Source organism: Chryseobacterium sp. POE27, assembly GCF_039727685.1.
Classification (GTDB): Bacteria; Bacteroidota; Bacteroidia; order Flavobacteriales; family Weeksellaceae; genus Chryseobacterium.
Genome location: NZ_CP152475.1, coordinates 1,830,001 through 1,844,867 on the forward strand (window position 1 = coordinate 1,830,001; position 14,867 = coordinate 1,844,867).

At 36.6% G+C, this 14,867-nt stretch carries 14 protein-coding genes, 1 rRNA gene and 2 pseudogenes (1 of these 17 running past the window's edge); 8 read left to right on the plus strand and 9 right to left on the minus strand.

From position 1 onward, the window contains the following. A 16S ribosomal RNA gene (locus tag AAHI02_RS08580) occupies positions 1-926 on the minus strand (it extends 592 nt beyond the left edge of the window). A gap of 1,062 nt (positions 927-1,988) precedes the next feature. On the opposite strand from AAHI02_RS08580, the gene AAHI02_RS08585 reads away from it, so the two are divergent. The 4 genes from AAHI02_RS08585 (at position 1,989) to AAHI02_RS08600 (ending at position 5,243) form a co-directional block, all read left to right on the plus strand. Continuing rightward, positions 1,989-2,615 (plus strand): CoA pyrophosphatase, encoded by a 627-nt coding sequence (locus AAHI02_RS08585; RefSeq protein ID WP_346986279.1) that lies wholly within the window; start codon positions 1,989-1,991, stop codon positions 2,613-2,615. Positions 2,616-2,642: 27 nt separating this feature from the next. Further along, positions 2,643-3,449 (plus strand): lysophospholipid acyltransferase family protein, encoded by an 807-nt coding sequence (locus AAHI02_RS08590; RefSeq protein WP_346986280.1) that lies wholly within the window; start codon positions 2,643-2,645, stop codon positions 3,447-3,449. 12 nt (positions 3,450-3,461) lie between these two features. Further along, positions 3,462-3,692, plus strand: a complete 231-nt coding sequence (locus AAHI02_RS08595) for a hypothetical protein (RefSeq protein ID WP_346986281.1) — start codon at positions 3,462-3,464, stop codon at positions 3,690-3,692. A gap of 213 nt (positions 3,693-3,905) precedes the next feature. After that, positions 3,906-5,243, plus strand: a complete 1,338-nt coding sequence (locus AAHI02_RS08600; RefSeq protein ID WP_346986282.1) for a Mur ligase family protein — start codon at positions 3,906-3,908, stop codon at positions 5,241-5,243. Between the two features lie 50 nt (positions 5,244-5,293). On the opposite strand, the gene AAHI02_RS08605 is transcribed toward AAHI02_RS08600, so the two are convergent. From AAHI02_RS08605 to AAHI02_RS08620, 4 genes are all read right to left on the minus strand, one after another. Beyond that, entirely contained in the window at positions 5,294-5,740 is a 447-nt protein-coding gene (locus AAHI02_RS08605; RefSeq protein WP_346986283.1) for a lipocalin family protein, read from the minus strand. 115 nt (positions 5,741-5,855) lie between these two features. Continuing rightward, positions 5,856-6,125, minus strand: coding sequence for a RebB family R body protein (locus AAHI02_RS08610; RefSeq protein ID WP_346986284.1), 270 nt, complete (start codon positions 6,123-6,125; stop codon positions 5,856-5,858). Between the two features lie 103 nt (positions 6,126-6,228). Further along, positions 6,229-7,104: an aldo/keto reductase gene (locus AAHI02_RS08615; RefSeq protein ID WP_346986285.1), complete on the minus strand. Its 876-nt coding sequence runs from the start codon at positions 7,102-7,104 to the stop codon at positions 6,229-6,231. Between the two features lie 47 nt (positions 7,105-7,151). After that, positions 7,152-8,069: a LysR family transcriptional regulator gene (locus AAHI02_RS08620; protein WP_346986286.1), complete on the minus strand. Its 918-nt coding sequence runs from the start codon at positions 8,067-8,069 to the stop codon at positions 7,152-7,154. A 223-nt stretch (positions 8,070-8,292) separates the two neighbouring features. On the opposite strand from AAHI02_RS08620, the gene AAHI02_RS08625 reads away from it, so the two are divergent. Next, positions 8,293-8,910 (plus strand): NAD(P)H-dependent oxidoreductase, encoded by a 618-nt coding sequence (locus AAHI02_RS08625; protein WP_346986287.1) that lies wholly within the window; start codon positions 8,293-8,295, stop codon positions 8,908-8,910. Then, positions 8,907-9,194 carry a putative quinol monooxygenase gene (locus AAHI02_RS08630; protein WP_346986288.1) on the plus strand — a complete coding sequence of 96 codons (288 nt, stop codon included), beginning with the start codon at positions 8,907-8,909 and terminating at the stop codon, positions 9,192-9,194. The genes AAHI02_RS08625 and AAHI02_RS08630 overlap by 4 nt, the downstream gene beginning before the upstream one ends. Positions 9,195-9,278: 84 nt before the next feature. On the opposite strand, the gene AAHI02_RS08635 is transcribed toward AAHI02_RS08630, so the two are convergent. Together AAHI02_RS08635 and AAHI02_RS08640 are read right to left on the minus strand one after the other, a co-directional pair. Then, positions 9,279-9,722 carry a carboxymuconolactone decarboxylase family protein gene (locus AAHI02_RS08635; protein ID WP_346986289.1) on the minus strand — a complete coding sequence of 148 codons (444 nt, stop codon included), beginning with the start codon at positions 9,720-9,722 and terminating at the stop codon, positions 9,279-9,281. Between the two features lie 65 nt (positions 9,723-9,787). Then, positions 9,788-10,360: a Crp/Fnr family transcriptional regulator gene (locus AAHI02_RS08640; RefSeq protein ID WP_346986290.1), complete on the minus strand. Its 573-nt coding sequence runs from the start codon at positions 10,358-10,360 to the stop codon at positions 9,788-9,790. Positions 10,361-10,425: 65 nt separating this feature from the next. Here AAHI02_RS08640 and AAHI02_RS08645 point away from each other — a divergent pair, with 65 nt between their 5' ends. Further along, complete coding sequence (locus tag AAHI02_RS08645; RefSeq protein ID WP_346986291.1) at positions 10,426-10,797, plus strand: DUF1304 domain-containing protein; 372 nt, start codon at positions 10,426-10,428, stop codon at positions 10,795-10,797. Positions 10,798-10,800: 3 nt separating this feature from the next. Here AAHI02_RS08645 and AAHI02_RS08650 read toward each other — a convergent pair whose 3' ends face one another. Continuing rightward, complete coding sequence (locus tag AAHI02_RS08650) at positions 10,801-11,262, minus strand: thioredoxin fold domain-containing protein (protein ID WP_346986292.1); 462 nt, start codon at positions 11,260-11,262, stop codon at positions 10,801-10,803. Positions 11,263-11,469: 207 nt separating this feature from the next. Continuing rightward, positions 11,470-13,543 (minus strand): annotated as a pseudogene (locus AAHI02_RS08655) (TonB-dependent receptor). Positions 13,544-13,664: 121 nt separating this feature from the next. Here AAHI02_RS08655 and AAHI02_RS08660 point away from each other — a divergent pair. Continuing rightward, positions 13,665-14,853 (plus strand): annotated as a pseudogene (locus AAHI02_RS08660) (homogentisate 1,2-dioxygenase). The last annotated feature ends 14 nt before the right edge of the window (positions 14,854-14,867 follow it).

A 14,867-nucleotide genomic window follows, 5' to 3' on the forward strand; every position in this document is an offset into this window, starting at 1 on the left:
CTTGTGCGGGCCCCCGTCAATTCCTTTGAGTTTCATTCTTGCGAACGTACTCCCCAGGTGGCTAACTTATCACTTTCGCTTAGTCTCTGAACCCGAAAGCCCAAAAACGAGTTAGCATCGTTTACGGCGTGGACTACCAGGGTATCTAATCCTGTTCGCTCCCCACGCTTTCGTCCATCAGCGTCAGTTAAGACATAGTGACCTGCCTTCGCAATTGGTGTTCTAAGTAATATCTATGCATTTCACCGCTACACTACTTATTCCAGCCACTTCTACCTTACTCAAGACCCGCAGTATCAATGGCAGTTTCACAGTTAAGCTGTGAGATTTCACCACTGACTTACGGATCCGCCTACGGACCCTTTAAACCCAATAAATCCGGATAACGCTTGCACCCTCCGTATTACCGCGGCTGCTGGCACGGAGTTAGCCGGTGCTTATTCGTACAGTACCTTCAGCTATCTACACGTAGATAGGTTTATCCCTGTACAAAAGAAGTTTACAACCCATAGGGCCGTCGTCCTTCACGCGGGATGGCTGGATCAGGCGCTAACCCATTGTCCAATATTCCTCACTGCTGCCTCCCGTAGGAGTCTGGTCCGTGTCTCAGTACCAGTGTGGGGGATCACCCTCTCAGGCCCCCTAAAGATCATCGACTTGGTGAGCCGTTACCTCACCAACTATCTAATCTTGCGCGTGCCCATCTCTATCCACCTCAGTTTTCAATAATAAATGATGCCATCTATTATATTATGGAGTATTAATCTTCCTTTCGAAAGGCTATCCCCCCTGATAAAGGCAGGTTGCACACGTGTTCCGCACCCGTACGCCGCTCTCAAGATCCCGAAAGATCTCTACCGCTCAGCTTGCATGTGTTAGGCCTCCCGCTAGCGTTCATCCTGAGCCAGGATCAAACTCTCCATTGTATGTTTGTTCTTGACTCACTCAAAGTTTTTTAACGCTTTAGTTTTTCCTTACTTGGTTGTTATATTGTATGTCAATGATCTTCAAATCTTCCGCTTCATACTCCGCTACTTTCTCTGTCAGTTTCACGCCGTATTTGCGAGTGCAAAAGTAATAAATTATTTCTTATCAACCAAATGTTTTTAAAAGAATTTTTAAAGTTTTTTGATAACCCTAATCTCCATTCAAACATCCGTCAAACCTACTCCTGCGCTCCCGTTTTATCGGGACTGCAAAGATACTAATCTTTTTTATTCTCACAAATATTTTCTGAAAAAAAAATTCATGAACTAAATCCGACTTTTAAATGTATCCTTATTAAATAAAGGAGTTCTTTTTAATTTATCCGCTCTTCTTAAAAGCTCTTCTGCGCTTACTGATACTCTCGTTTTCAGTGGGGCAAAAGTAGTACTTTTAAACCTTATAATCCTAATTTACTTAACATAATATTCATGTTCTATTCACATTTACCCCTTAACCCACTGAATACTAAAGAGAATAATTTTAAACAAAAGTTTGATTTTTGAGTTGGAGGGGATGAGGGGTGGAGGATGTTGGTGTTTCGGGAGTGTGTATGGTTTGTTTTGTATTTAAGCTCTCACAGATTTTGCAGATGGCGCAGATGGTGAATTTAAATAGTAAAGGTTTTTTTTATTCTAAGAAAAGAGTTGGAGGGTTTTAGATCATATGTTTTTGAGTGGTGACCGTTGAAATCAAGCACCCACAACCTAGCCCGGATCGAAGCGGTTACCCCACAGCGGAGTTGGAGGGTTGGGAAGGAATGGGTTTAGCGGTGGGGAGCATGGGAAGTTGCGGCGCGAGGAGTAAGAGCGAAGAGCCGGAAAAAGCTGCTAATTGAAGCATTTATAGGTCGGAGAGTAAGAGGGTTGGAAAGAGAATAAGTTCTGTATTGGATACATAGAGTATATATAAGGTTATCTTTTTCATTTTCTACTATTCGTGTCAATGTTTGTTAAATCCCTCTGTTGGTTTCCTTTCTTCAAAATATATTATTAAATTTGGATATGAGTTTTGGAAAAGATTTATTGAGAAAAATAAAGATTGCTGAATTGCCGGGGGAAAATGCCCATGGAGTTTTCTCGCCGCCTTACCGGCCTGTTTTTACTTATGATGAAGTTTTGACAAAGAATCCGAAGTTTGCTGCCGTAAATATTATTCTTTATCTTAAGAATGATGAATGGCACTTTCCGCTGATCCAAAGGACTATCAATGAACATGACAGGCATAGCGGACAAATTTCTCTGCCTGGCGGGAAACGCGAGGAAGCGGACAGGGATTTTGCTGAAACTGCAGTCCGTGAAACCTCTGAAGAGATCGGAGTTGAAAAGCATTATGTAAGGATTATCCGGGAAATGTCGCCAATTTATATCCCGCCAAGTAATTTTTATGTATATCCTTATATATCTTATACGAAGAAAAATCCTGAGTTTATCTTACAGCAAACTGAGGCGGTGGAAGTTATCGAATTTCCGATCACATGTTTTTTAAACCTTCCGGATCAGCCCGAAATTATGGCATTATCTACCGCAGGAGGAAGCGAAGTCCCGGTGATCAACTTCAACGGATATATCATTTGGGGCGCAACAGCAATGATATTAAGCGAATTCAGCCAATTACTGAAAAAAATGTAACTTTGCACCACTGTGTTTAATTGAGAGATGGCGAAGAAAAACATTTTCACCGATGCGTTCGGAACTCCTTATTTTTTAAAAAGGATAATCATTTTTATATTAGGAATTGTGTCTTACCGAAGATTCAATGGCTTTAATAAACTAAAAATTACAGGCACCGAGCATCTTGTGGATCTTCCTGATTCCAATGTTTTGTTTGTATCTAACCATCAGACGTATTTTGCTGACGTAGCGGCAATGTATCACGCTTTCTGCGCAGTGAATAACGGATATCTGAACACTATAAAAAACCCTATCTATCTGCTGAATCCAAAAATTGATTTTTATTACGTTGCAGCAGAAGAAACGATGAATAAAGGAATTTTACCTAAAATCTTTAAAATCGCCGGCGCTGTAACGGTAAAAAGAACTTGGAGGGCTGAGGGTAAAAATGTGAACAGAATGGTAGATATGAGCGAGGTGGATAATATAATGAAGGCTCTGGATAACGGTTGGGTAGCCACTTTTCCTCAGGGAACGACTTCTGCCTTTGCACAAGGAAGAAGAGGGACGGCGAAACTGGTAAAAAATCAGCGGCCGATTGTCATTCCGATAAAAATAAACGGCTTCCGCAGGGCTTTCGATAAAAAAGGCCTTCGAGTAAAAGTCACGGGTGTAAAGCCTACAATGGAATTTAAGGCGCCACTTAATATTGATTATGATAAAGAAAATGCTCAGGAAATTTTACATAAAATAATGACCGCCATTGAGCAGACAGAAGATTTTAATGTACTGCACAATTATGATGAAGAGCTAAAAGCTAAAAAGTCAGAACAAAAAGATTCAGGTAATTAAAGTAGAAGAATTATGAAAAGAATATTAGAAATCTTATTCGCGATCATAGTATTAGTATCATGCAACAGCCAGAAAGTGTATTCGGATTTTGATATCAGTTATTCTAAGAGCGGAGGCTATGCACCGATTTATGAAAACCTTCTTATTAAAGGAAATGAAGCGCATTACTCTTTTGAGGGGCAGGGCAAAAAGATAAAACAGACTTTTAAAATATCGGATGAAGATTTAAAAAAAGATAAATAATACGCTTTCACAAAATAATTTCAGAAGAATACAGGAAGATCATAAGAAGATCTACGATTTTATATCAACATCTATTACGATCAAAAAAGGTCCCAACGAAGGCAGTAAAACAGACGCCAGCGCGATCATGTCTAATTATAAGACAAACTGGTTAAATATTACCAATGCTTTTCAGGAGATCATTAATAATAATGTAAAAAAACAGTAATACAATTGAAGACTCATTTCATTGCTATCGGCGGAAGCGCGATGCATAATCTTGCGATTGCTTTAAAGGATAAAGGATATCAGGTAACAGGTTCGGATGATGCTGTTTTTGAGCCTTCGAGATCCAGGCTTGAAAATAAAGGAATTTTACCTGAAGAAATGGGTTGGTTTCCGGAAAAAATTACTGCTGATATAGATGCGGTCATTCTAGGAATGCATGCTCATCAGGATAATCCTGAACTAGCAAGAGCTAAAGAATTAGGTTTAAAAATATATTCTTATCCCGAATTTCTATATGAGCAGTCAAAAAATAAAACAAGAGTTGTGATCGCAGGTTCCCACGGAAAAACTACCATCACTTCGATGATCCTCCACGTCCTGAATTTCCATCAGAAAAACGTAGACTATATGGTGGGAGCTCAGCTTGAAGGTTTTGACTGTATGGTAAAATTAACACAAGACAACGACTTTATGGTGTTGGAAGGTGATGAATACCTGTCCTCTCCTATCGATCTCCGTTCAAAATTTTTATTGTATCAGCCTAATATTGCTTTGCTGAGCGGAATTGCGTGGGATCATATCAACGTTTTCAAAACTTTTGATGATTATATAGAACAGTTCAGAAAATTTGTATCAAGTATTACAGCAGGTGGCGTTTTGGTATATAATGAAGAGGATCCTGAAGTGGTGAAAGTTGTGGAAGCGGCTGAAAATTATTTCAGAAAGATTCCTTATAAAACTCCGGATTACGAAATCAGTAACGGACAAGTTCATTTAAAAACAGAAATGGGAGATGTACCTCTTTCCGTTTTCGGGGCTCATAATCTGCTCAATATGGAGGGCGCAAGATATATCTGTCATACATTGGGAATTATGGATGAAGATTTCTACGAAGCCATCATGAGTTTTAAAGGCGCATCAAAACGTCTTGAAAAAGTAGAACGGGAAGATAACGGAACGCTTTACAAAGATTTTGCCCACGCTCCTAGTAAAGTAAAAGCTACGGTAAAAGCTTTTCTGGAGCAGTTTAAAAATGAAAATAAATACGGTTTTCTGGAATTGCATACGTATTCAAGCTTAAATCCTGTTTTCCTTGAACAGTATGACCATGCGATGGATGGACTGGATGAAGCTGTTGTTTTCTATTCTGAAGATGCTTTAAAGATTAAAAGAATGGAACCGATTTCTCCCGACCTGATCAAAGAAAAGTTTAAAAATGAAAATCTGAAAGTTTTCACCAACGCGGAAGATCTTCATGCCTACTGGAATACTTTAGATAAAACCCAAGGAGTTTATCTCATGATGAGTTCCGGAAATTTCGGAGGACTTGATCTTACGAAATAACTTATTAAATATAGAAATAAACTCCTTTCAGACCGAAAGGAGTTTTTATTTTAATCAATTCTTTTATAAAAACGTCTTAGTATATCTTTGGTTCCGTCCCCGTCAAAATCCTGAGTACGGTCTTCCATAACCATATCGGTTGGAGTAAGCTTAGTTACGAAATACGGATAATTTTCCTCACCTTCAAACCAGAATTTACCACTTCCTTTCTCGAACGTATATTTCCTTGCTACAGCATCTGTTTTTTCGCAGGTATTATTGTTTTGAGCGAAAGAGATTGAAATAAGATGCGAAGAAGTAAATTCATGGGTGCTGATTTTCTGGCACTCCGTTGAGAAAGAAGTCTGAATCTGCTGATTTAAAGACCGGTAAATCTCAGATTTTTCAATATACCATTTTCCGACAATTGAAGTTTTATTACTGAAATTCTGATCTTCATCATTACTGCTACAGGAAATAATTAAGAACAGGATAAACGGTAAAATTATTTTTTTCATGATGAAATCTAGCACTTTTAAGTCAGCAAAAATATAAAGAATTTACACTGCTTTAACTATGATTCAGGTGAAATTTCTCAGCTTCCTTCATCGCCTCTAAAAGTTTTCCAATATCCTAAGCATTGCCATTCAACATTTTTGCAATAGCAATAGCATCTGAAATAGTATCGATGCTGTAAATCTGTGCTATTCCTTGATTTGCTGCCGCCTGTGCCAGAATATTCTGCTGGTTCTGAGCATTAACTGCATTTTCAAACATAAGCCCTGTGGAATGAGCAGCAGTTTGATAAACATTTGCAAGTGCCATAGCAGGAGATTCTCCTACTACTTTTACATTAGATTGTGTTACAGCGTCTGTAATCTGTTCATTTACTTTTGTTTCCATAATTTTAGTTATTAAGTTTAAAGTAAAGTTAAATGATATTTTTTAATAAAAAAAGAAGCAATAAATATTTATTACTTCTTTCTATTAAATTCGTGATTTAAAATTAAATATCTGCAACCGCATTAAGCATTTTTTGTTCCCATGCAGAATCTTTCGGATCAAAGAATAATCTTTTGCCGGTATCTAAAGAACGGACAACATTCATTTCGTCTTCTGATAATTCAAAATCAAAAACATTAAAGTTTTCTTCTATCCTTGAAGGAGTCACCGATTTTGGGATTACGCAGAAACCCTCCTGAAGATGCCATCTTAAAATCACCTGGGCAACAGTTTTGCTGTATTTTTCACCGATAGCTTTTAATTCTTTATTTTCCAGCAAACCGGCATTACCGTTTCCAAGAGGGCTCCACGGTTGGGTGATGATATTATTTTCCCTGTTATAAACCTGCAGTTCCTTCTGCTGAAAGATCGGGTGCAGTTCAATCTGATTAATAACCGGAAGAATATTTGCCTGAGCTTTTAATTCTTCTAATTTTTCCACTGTAAAATTGCAGACTCCTATCGCCTTGATCTTTCCTTCCTGATAAAGTTCCTCCATTGCTTTCCATGCTCCTAAGAAATCGGCATACGGCCAGTGGATAAGGTACATATCAAGATAATCCAGTTGTAATCTGTCCAAAGTTCTCTGAAAAGCACTTTTTGCCTTTTCATACGATGTATCCTGAACCCAAAGCTTTGATGTGATAAATAATTCTTCCCTGTCTGCTCCACCGTTTTTGATGGCATTCCCTACAGCCGTTTCATTCTGATAAATAGCAGCCGTATCGATCATTCTGTAGCCGGTTTCAATGGCTTTTATCACCGCATTTTCACATTCTTTTAAATCTTCCATCTGCCATACTCCGAAGCCTAAAGCCGGAATATCAATACCATTATTTAATGTAATCACAGGCTGGCCCGGATATGTTTTTTTCTGCATATTTTAAATTTTATTAATTTATATTGTTTGTAAATGTTTATAGAAATCTATACCACCAAGGTATCCTCTTTTCCCATGACTTTTCTAAATAATCCTTTAATATGATTGATTTCATTTTGATAACTGGTATTTTTTCTGCATCCAAAATACAGTGTATTTTCCAGTTTTTTCTCCCCTTCCCAGATCAGTTTCACTTCCCCATTCTCAATTTCTTTTTTACAAAGAAAATCAGGAACGACAGCCAGCCCCGTGCCTCCTTTCAGGCATCGTACGATGGAATTGAGATTTGGGACAATATAATTCGGTCGGAAATTCGGTTTGTGACCAAAATTAAGGATCCAGAATTGAAAAAGATGTTCCATATCTCCTGCAGTACCGTACCATTTTTCATTTTTCAGCCACTCTTCAGCATGTTCAATGCCTTTGTCATTTAGAACATTTTCAAATTCCTGTATATCAACATCTTTTCCACCAACAAGAATAATCTGTTCAGAAGAAAATGCTTCGTGAAGAATATTAGGAGAAGTTCCTTTTTTAGGAGTGATAATTAAGTCTAAAATTCCTTTATCCAGCTGATCCAGCATTTCCCGATATTCCCCGAAACTGATAATAAGATTAAAGGGTAAACTTGAAACATATTGCTCCAGGGTTGTCTGAAATGTTTCAAAACACATGCCGACACTTATGGTTGGAGTAAGTTTTTCTGTTGATTTCTGGAAGTTTTTTTCAACTTCTTCCAGTTTTGTCAATGGTTCAGAAATAGCATTAAATAAAACCTTTCCTCTTTCGGTCGGAATCATTTTCCTTCCAGTTCTATCAAACAATTTGTATCCTACATATGCTTCCAGAGAACTCAGGTGTAAACTCACTCCCGGTTGAGAAATGAAAAGCGTATCTGCAGCTTCCGTGAGCGTTCCTGTTTTATAGATTGCTTTAAAAGTTCTGTACCACTCTAAATTAACCATAAGTATTACTTTTATGATGCAAATATACTTTAATAATCACAATTATAATATTTTTAACATCAATATAAACAATAAAGGCTGTCTATTCAAGCAATAAGATTTTGATTATTAAATATTTATACTCAATATCATTTAAATAATACTTAGCTATGATTTTTATTATTTTACTTATAGTAAATTACCTGATACCTTTGTCCAGTAAAATTTAAACAATCATAAAACAATGAAAAAAGTACTAATTATTAACGCCGGACAGAACTTTGGACATTCGGGAGGAAAATACAATCAGACTATTGCAGAGAATACTCTGCAGGTTTTGAGAAATTTTGAAAATGTAGAAGTAAAAATCACTAATATTGATAAAGGGTATGACAAAAATGAAGAAGTTGAAAAGTTCGTCTGGGCAGATTATATTATTTACCATACACCGATCTGGTGGTTTCAGTTACCCAACGGTTTCAAAAAATATATTGATGAAGTTTTCACAGCCGGTCATGCCAAAGGAATTTATATGAATGACGGAAGAACCTCTGAAAATCCGGAGATTAACTATGGAACCGGAGGAATGCTGGGCGGCAGAAAATACACGGTTACCACAAGTTGGAATGCTCCTGAAACAGCCTTTACACTTCCGGGAGAATTTTTCAATGAAACGAGTGTTGACAACGGGCCTTTATTTGGATTCCACAGAATGAATGCTTTTGTTTCATTGGAAAAAATGGACAGTTTTCATTTTCATGATGTAGAAAAAAATGCAAACATAGAACGAGATATGAAACTGTACAGAGAACATCTTACTAACATATTTGAAAAAGAAATAAAAACGGAATTAGCCTTATGAAAATTTATTTAACCGCTGTTATCAAAGCAAAAGAAGAATTCAGGAATGAAGTACTGAAAGTTCTTCAGCATATGGTCGAAGAAACAAGAAAAGAAGAAGCCAATGAACTGTACACACTTCACCAGGGAATTGAAGATAAAAATCAGTTTGTTTTCTATGAAATCTGGAAAAACGAAGAAGGATTATCAAAACATAATCAACAACCTTACATTCAGGATTTCGGAGCTTTGATTGATGACAAATTGCAGGAAAAACCACAAATATATTTGACCCAAATGATCTGAATACAGATTGACATAAATTTAGCCCTATAAGAAAAGGCGCTTCCCGTTACTGAGAAGGCGCCTTTTGAATAACTTTGAATAAGTTTATTTCGCAACCGGCATGTGGGTGGAGATCGCTATTCTGTTCCACATATTGATCGTTATTGCAGCCATAATGATATCAGCAATCTGAATTTCATTGAAAAGTTCTTTTGCTTTTTGATATGTTTCTTCCGAAAGTCCCTTCTGGCTGATCAAAGTAATTTCTTCCGCAACAGCTAAAATAACCTGTTCTTCTTCTGTAAAAAATTCTTTAGCATCTCTCCAGGCATTCAGAAGGAAAATCCTCTGGGGTGTTTCACCATATTTCAAAGCATCTTTCGTATGCATATCCAGACAGAATGCACAACCGTTGATCTGGGAAGCTCTGATTTTAATTAATTCTTTCTGAATCGGGCTTAAAAAACTGTTCTGAAGGGCAGTTTCCATCCCTATTCCCGCTTTGTAGGCGGCCGCATTGGTCGTTGCCATGTTGAATCTTGCGCTCATAATATTTTGTTTTAAATTTCTGAGACAAAGTTCATTCTTATCATCGATAAAAATCTTAAACTGGTTTAAGATCGTAATTTTGCCCTGATTTCACTTAAATATTCCGGGGTAAAACCTAAAAATGAAGCAATTAAATATTGCGGAATTCTCTGGATAAACCAGGGATACTGCGTACTGAACAGTATATAGGATTCTTCCCGTGAGAGTTCGTAAAGATACCGAATCCTTCTTTCCGCTGCTGCATAAGCACGTTGATAGACCATTCTGAAATACCTTTCCATTGCCGGATGCTTTCTTAACAATTCTTCCTGTGATGGAAGATCAATTTTTAAAAGAATCGATTTTTCAACCGTCTGAATAAAGAAATTGGATGTTATCTGTCTTTCATAAGCAAAAGTATCCGTGATCCACCAGTTTTCGATAGCAAATTCCGTAGTTTGCTCAATACCTTTTTCATTAATAAAAAATTTCCTGACACATCCTTTTACAACAAAGAAAACCGACCTGCAAATTTCTCCCTCCAGCATCAGATTCTGCTTTTTCTTAACTTCCAGCACCTGAAAAAATGAAAGAACAGAAGCAAATTCTTCTTCATTAATACTGATAAATTTAGCTAAATGTTGCTTAAAAGTTTCCATTTATGAAATTGTATGACCAAACTTAACTTTATTTTTTTAGTTTTACAATGACAAAACAGTAAATTATGGAAATCGTAGCCAAAATCTTAATTGCAGTGGTAGCCCTTGAGCATCTTTATATTCTCTGGATGGAAATGTTTGCCTGGGAAACCAAAGGTAAAGAAGTTTTCAAAGCAGCTTTACCGGCAGAAATGTTTAAGCCCACAAAAGGTTTAGCTGCCAATCAGGGACTTTATAATGGCTTTCTGGCTGCGGGACTGATATGGTCATTCTTTATTGAAGATCCGAAGTGGCAATCGAACGTCGCATTATTTTTTCTTGGATGTGTTGCGGTAGCTGGAATTTACGGAGCCATTTCAGCAACGAAAAAGATATTTTTTGTTCAGGCATTGCCTGCGATTTTAGCAATTATTACCGTACTTTTACTACAAAATTGATACTTAATGATTGAAAATTTCATTAAGTTTTTGCTTCATCTCTTCGGGAGTGAAAATTCCTTCGTGATACTCCACTAAATTCTGATTTTTATCTAAAATAATCCATAATGGATAAACAGGGTGCTTTTTATTCTTTGATAAAGCCAAAACCAATTCATGAATTCCGGAATTCCCGTTAGGCAGATAATTAAATTCTTCTCCCTGAAAATGGATTTTTTCTCTCATTTTTTCCGCATCAAAATTGATGAAGTAAAAATTTTCATTGATTAATTTGACCAAATCTCTGTCTTTATTTAATTTAAAATATTCAATCTTACAAACCGAACACCAGCTCGTATATATATGAATAATGACGGGCTTTGGATTTTCTTTCTGTTGAGCCTCTACCTCATGAAAGGTAACTGTCTTTATCTGTGAAAAACAAAAAGACGGAACAACCATTAAAAATATCACTAAAGTTCTCATTTGACAAGTTTTAATCTTTATGAATTTTATTTTAAGCACAAAGTTTTTAAATTTCCCTAATTTATTAAAGTGAGCAAAGTTTAATCAACAAGTTGATTTGATGAAACGGTTCGTTTAAGCTTTGTGCTGCAAATTTGTTTGCCTTAGCTTTCTAAAAATAATCATTTTTAATAATCTTTGTGTAAAAATCTTACACTTAATTAATCTTTATTTTAAAATGTATTTTATTCCCAGAAATCCTCTTATCTTCTGCATTGGAGCATATCCGTACGTCGTATCAAAAGTGTAGTGATAAGGATTACCAACAGGATCATTCACATATTTATCAAAAGGATCAAACGGCCGCATCAAAGGATCTTTCGGAGTAAAATTGAATAAATTTTTGATTCCGCAATACACCTCAAATCCGGATTTAAAACTTTTTGAAATCTGAATATTGGCCAATGTGTAAAACGGAGAATATTCAGGACGGTAATCATCCGGTAAAACGGGCAATCGCATCGGCCCATAAAACTGGCCAGTAAAGTCTATCGTCAAATTGCTTGCAAATCTATAGGTCAAATTATACGTTCCACTCCATTTCGGGGCATGAAGCTGTTGCGATTTTTGCCTTTCATCATCAAATTTCTGATAAACATCAAGATAAGTCACACCCAGACCGACGTTTAAGGGAAAACTGAAATTGTAATCCACATTTAAAGATAAACCTCTTGAAATACCATAACCATTAAGGTTATCATAAATAATTTTTGCGGGATCAGTATCGAAATCTCCTACAATTTTGTTGCTGAAATACGTATAAAAAGCGGAAGCATCAAGATTGATCAGATTTTTTCCTGCAGGGATTTTCCAGATGTAATTAAGATTTCCGTTGATTGATTTTTCAGGTTTTAAATTTGACTGAACAACAACTTCACGGGATCCTGTAAGCGCTGCATGATCTTCCGTAAAAAGATTAACAACCCGGAAACCTGTCCCAAAGTTCAATCTGATCGTATGATAAGGATTGGGAGAAAATTTCCATGCAAAACGGGGAGAATGGATCGCATGATGAATTTTATCATAATCAAACCGATAGCCCAGCAATACTGTATTTTTTTCATTAATTTCCCACTGATCCTGAATAAACATTCCGAAAATAGGAGATTTCATCGGTATATTTGTCTGCCCGTCAGACGACGACGTTCCGGGCGTATTATCATCATAGAAAGTCCTTTTAAAAGTAAATCCTGCAATAAAATCATGATTTCCGAATTTTTTATCCCAGTAAGTTTGTGTAAAAATAACTTTTTGGGTCGCCGTGAAAGGATTATCTCCATAAAATGAATTCTGATCATGAAAATTATACGAAAACTGTGTAATAATATTTTCTTTCAAAGGCCATTGATAAACACCGAAAGCTTCTATCCGATTTGTATAAATGCTTTCACCATACACTTCATTACTTCCTCTGTACGATTTATTCCACTGCATTTCTCCGCCGAAACGATCTTCATACAGGTACCTGAGTGCAAAGCTTGCCTGCCGGTTTTCCTTACGTCTGAAATTCCATTTATTGAATACAGAAATCCTGTTCTGTAAAGCTCCGTCCGTAAAATTGTCATTATTTTCATCAAACTTTTTTTTCAAAGCTGAAATAGTTCAGGCTTAATAAAGAAGCGATATTCTTACCAACGTTAAATTTTGTTGACAAGTCGAGATTATTCTCGCTCCAGGTCGTGGTCATCATATCAATGCTCAATTTCGGGGCAGTCAGTGCATTTTTGGTGATAATATTGATAACTCCGCCCATCGCTTCAGAACCATAAATAGAAGAAGCCGGGCCTTTCACTACTTCTATTCTATCCACCAGACTGTTTGGAATTCCACTAAGTCCGTAGACTGTAGAAAGTGAACTGACAATCGGCATTCCGTCGATTAAAATCATCGTGTAAGGGCCTTCAAGACCATTAATATGAATATCCCCCGTATTACAAACTGAACAGTTCAGTTGCGGTTTTACGCCATTAATCATCGAGATAGCTTCAAAAATATTCGGTGTTGGATTTTTCTGGAAAAATTTCTGACTGTATATTTCTACGGCAACAGGACTTTTTGATCTGCTCACAGGCTTCAAAGTTCCCGTTATAACTACATCATCAATGTCTTTTGTCTTAATTGCCTTTTTACTTTTTATTGCAAGTGAATCTATAGTTTGGGACTCATTCGTACTCAAACTGTCAGTCTTCTGAGAAAAACAAAACCCGGACAGAAAGACAATAAAAAATAGTATTCGTTTCATGAAATTAAATTTGTTAGACAAAACTAACAATTAATTTTTAATCACAAAACTTTTATGAAATATTGTTTAAATTCAATTCATCAAAAATTATTACATTTGAAAAACTACATATAAAAGTAAAATGAGATATCATCAGTCGGGAAATATTCCCCAAAAAAAGACATACGATCTTTAAATCTCCGGAAGATAAATTTTACTATGAACAGCTTTTCGGAACGGAAGGTTTTCATGGAATTTCTTCATTATTGTACCATATTCACCGTCCGACACAGATTAAATCAATTGGTGAAGCCAAAGATGTAACGCCTAAAATTGCCGTTGATAAAAATGTAACGCCAAGAATGTTTAAGGGAATGAATGTAACTCCTGAAGATGACTTTCTGGACAGCAGAAAGTTCCTGATGGTCAATAACGACCTGAAAATGGGACTTTCCAAACCTAGAAAATCAATGGATTATTTCTATAAAAATGCGGAATGCGACGAACTTCTTTTCGTTCATCACGGAAGCGGAACACTCAAAACTTTTGTAGGAGATCTTGAATTTGTTGTAGGTGACTATTTAATTATTCCCCGGGGAACCATTTATCAGGTAGAATTAAAATCAGACAACGCGGTTTTATTTGTCCTGGAAAGCCATTCACCGATTTATACTCCGAAAAGATACAGAAATGAGTTTGGCCAGCTGCTGGAACATTCTCCGTTCTGCGAAAGAGATATTGTAGCTCCGACTTTCGTTGAACCGAAGGATGAAAAGGGAGAATTTTTAATAAAAGTAAAAAAAGAAAACCAGATCACGGATTTCATTTATGCAACGCATCCTTTCGATGTTGTCGGCTGGGACGGATACTTTTATCCTTATAAATTTAATATCAAGAATTTTGAACCGATTACAGGCAGGATTCATCAACCGCCACCGGTTCACCAGAATTTTGAAGGACACAATTTTGTAGTCTGCTCATTCTGCGCAAGAATGTATGACTATCATCCGATGGCAATCCCTGCCCCATATAACCACTCGAATATCGATTCTGATGAAGTTTTATTCTACACAGAAGGAGATTTCATGAGCCGTAACCATATTGATTTAATGGATTTTACCCTTCATCCGGGAGGAATCGTTCACGGGCCTCACCCGGGAGCAATGGAAAGAAGTATCGGAAAAAAATTCACGGAAGAATATGCTGTAATGGTTGACCCTTTTCGTCCGTTGAAAATAACGGAAGAAGCTTTAAAAGTTGAAGATCCTTCTTATAAAACTTCATGGCTGGAAGAACAGGACAAAACAATGGAAGACCGCTCGCAGGAATAATTTTTTATTACGTA

What these genes read in the sequence shown, in the direction of transcription:
- AAHI02_RS08650 (WP_346986292.1), bottom strand. Translation starts at nt 11,262, where the DNA reads ATGAGAACTTTAGTGATATTTTTAATGGTTGTTCCGTCTTTTTGTTTT.
- AAHI02_RS08630 (WP_346986288.1), top strand. Translation starts at nt 8,907, where the DNA reads ATGAAAATTTATTTAACCGCTGTTATCAAAGCAAAAGAAGAATTCAGG.
- AAHI02_RS08585 (WP_346986279.1), top strand. Translation starts at nt 1,989, where the DNA reads ATGAGTTTTGGAAAAGATTTATTGAGAAAAATAAAGATTGCTGAATTG.
- AAHI02_RS08640 (WP_346986290.1), bottom strand. Translation starts at nt 10,360, where the DNA reads ATGGAAACTTTTAAGCAACATTTAGCTAAATTTATCAGTATTAATGAA.
- AAHI02_RS08610 (WP_346986284.1), bottom strand. Translation starts at nt 6,125, where the DNA reads ATGGAAACAAAAGTAAATGAACAGATTACAGACGCTGTAACACAATCT.
- AAHI02_RS08620 (WP_346986286.1), bottom strand. Translation starts at nt 8,069, where the DNA reads ATGGTTAATTTAGAGTGGTACAGAACTTTTAAAGCAATCTATAAAACA.
- AAHI02_RS08645 (WP_346986291.1), top strand. Translation starts at nt 10,426, where the DNA reads ATGGAAATCGTAGCCAAAATCTTAATTGCAGTGGTAGCCCTTGAGCAT.
- AAHI02_RS08590 (WP_346986280.1), top strand. Translation starts at nt 2,643, where the DNA reads ATGGCGAAGAAAAACATTTTCACCGATGCGTTCGGAACTCCTTATTTT.
- AAHI02_RS08595 (WP_346986281.1), top strand. Translation starts at nt 3,462, where the DNA reads ATGAAAAGAATATTAGAAATCTTATTCGCGATCATAGTATTAGTATCA.
- AAHI02_RS08625 (WP_346986287.1), top strand. Translation starts at nt 8,293, where the DNA reads ATGAAAAAAGTACTAATTATTAACGCCGGACAGAACTTTGGACATTCG.
- AAHI02_RS08605 (WP_346986283.1), bottom strand. Translation starts at nt 5,740, where the DNA reads ATGAAAAAAATAATTTTACCGTTTATCCTGTTCTTAATTATTTCCTGT.
- AAHI02_RS08615 (WP_346986285.1), bottom strand. Translation starts at nt 7,104, where the DNA reads ATGCAGAAAAAAACATATCCGGGCCAGCCTGTGATTACATTAAATAAT.
- AAHI02_RS08635 (WP_346986289.1), bottom strand. Translation starts at nt 9,722, where the DNA reads ATGAGCGCAAGATTCAACATGGCAACGACCAATGCGGCCGCCTACAAA.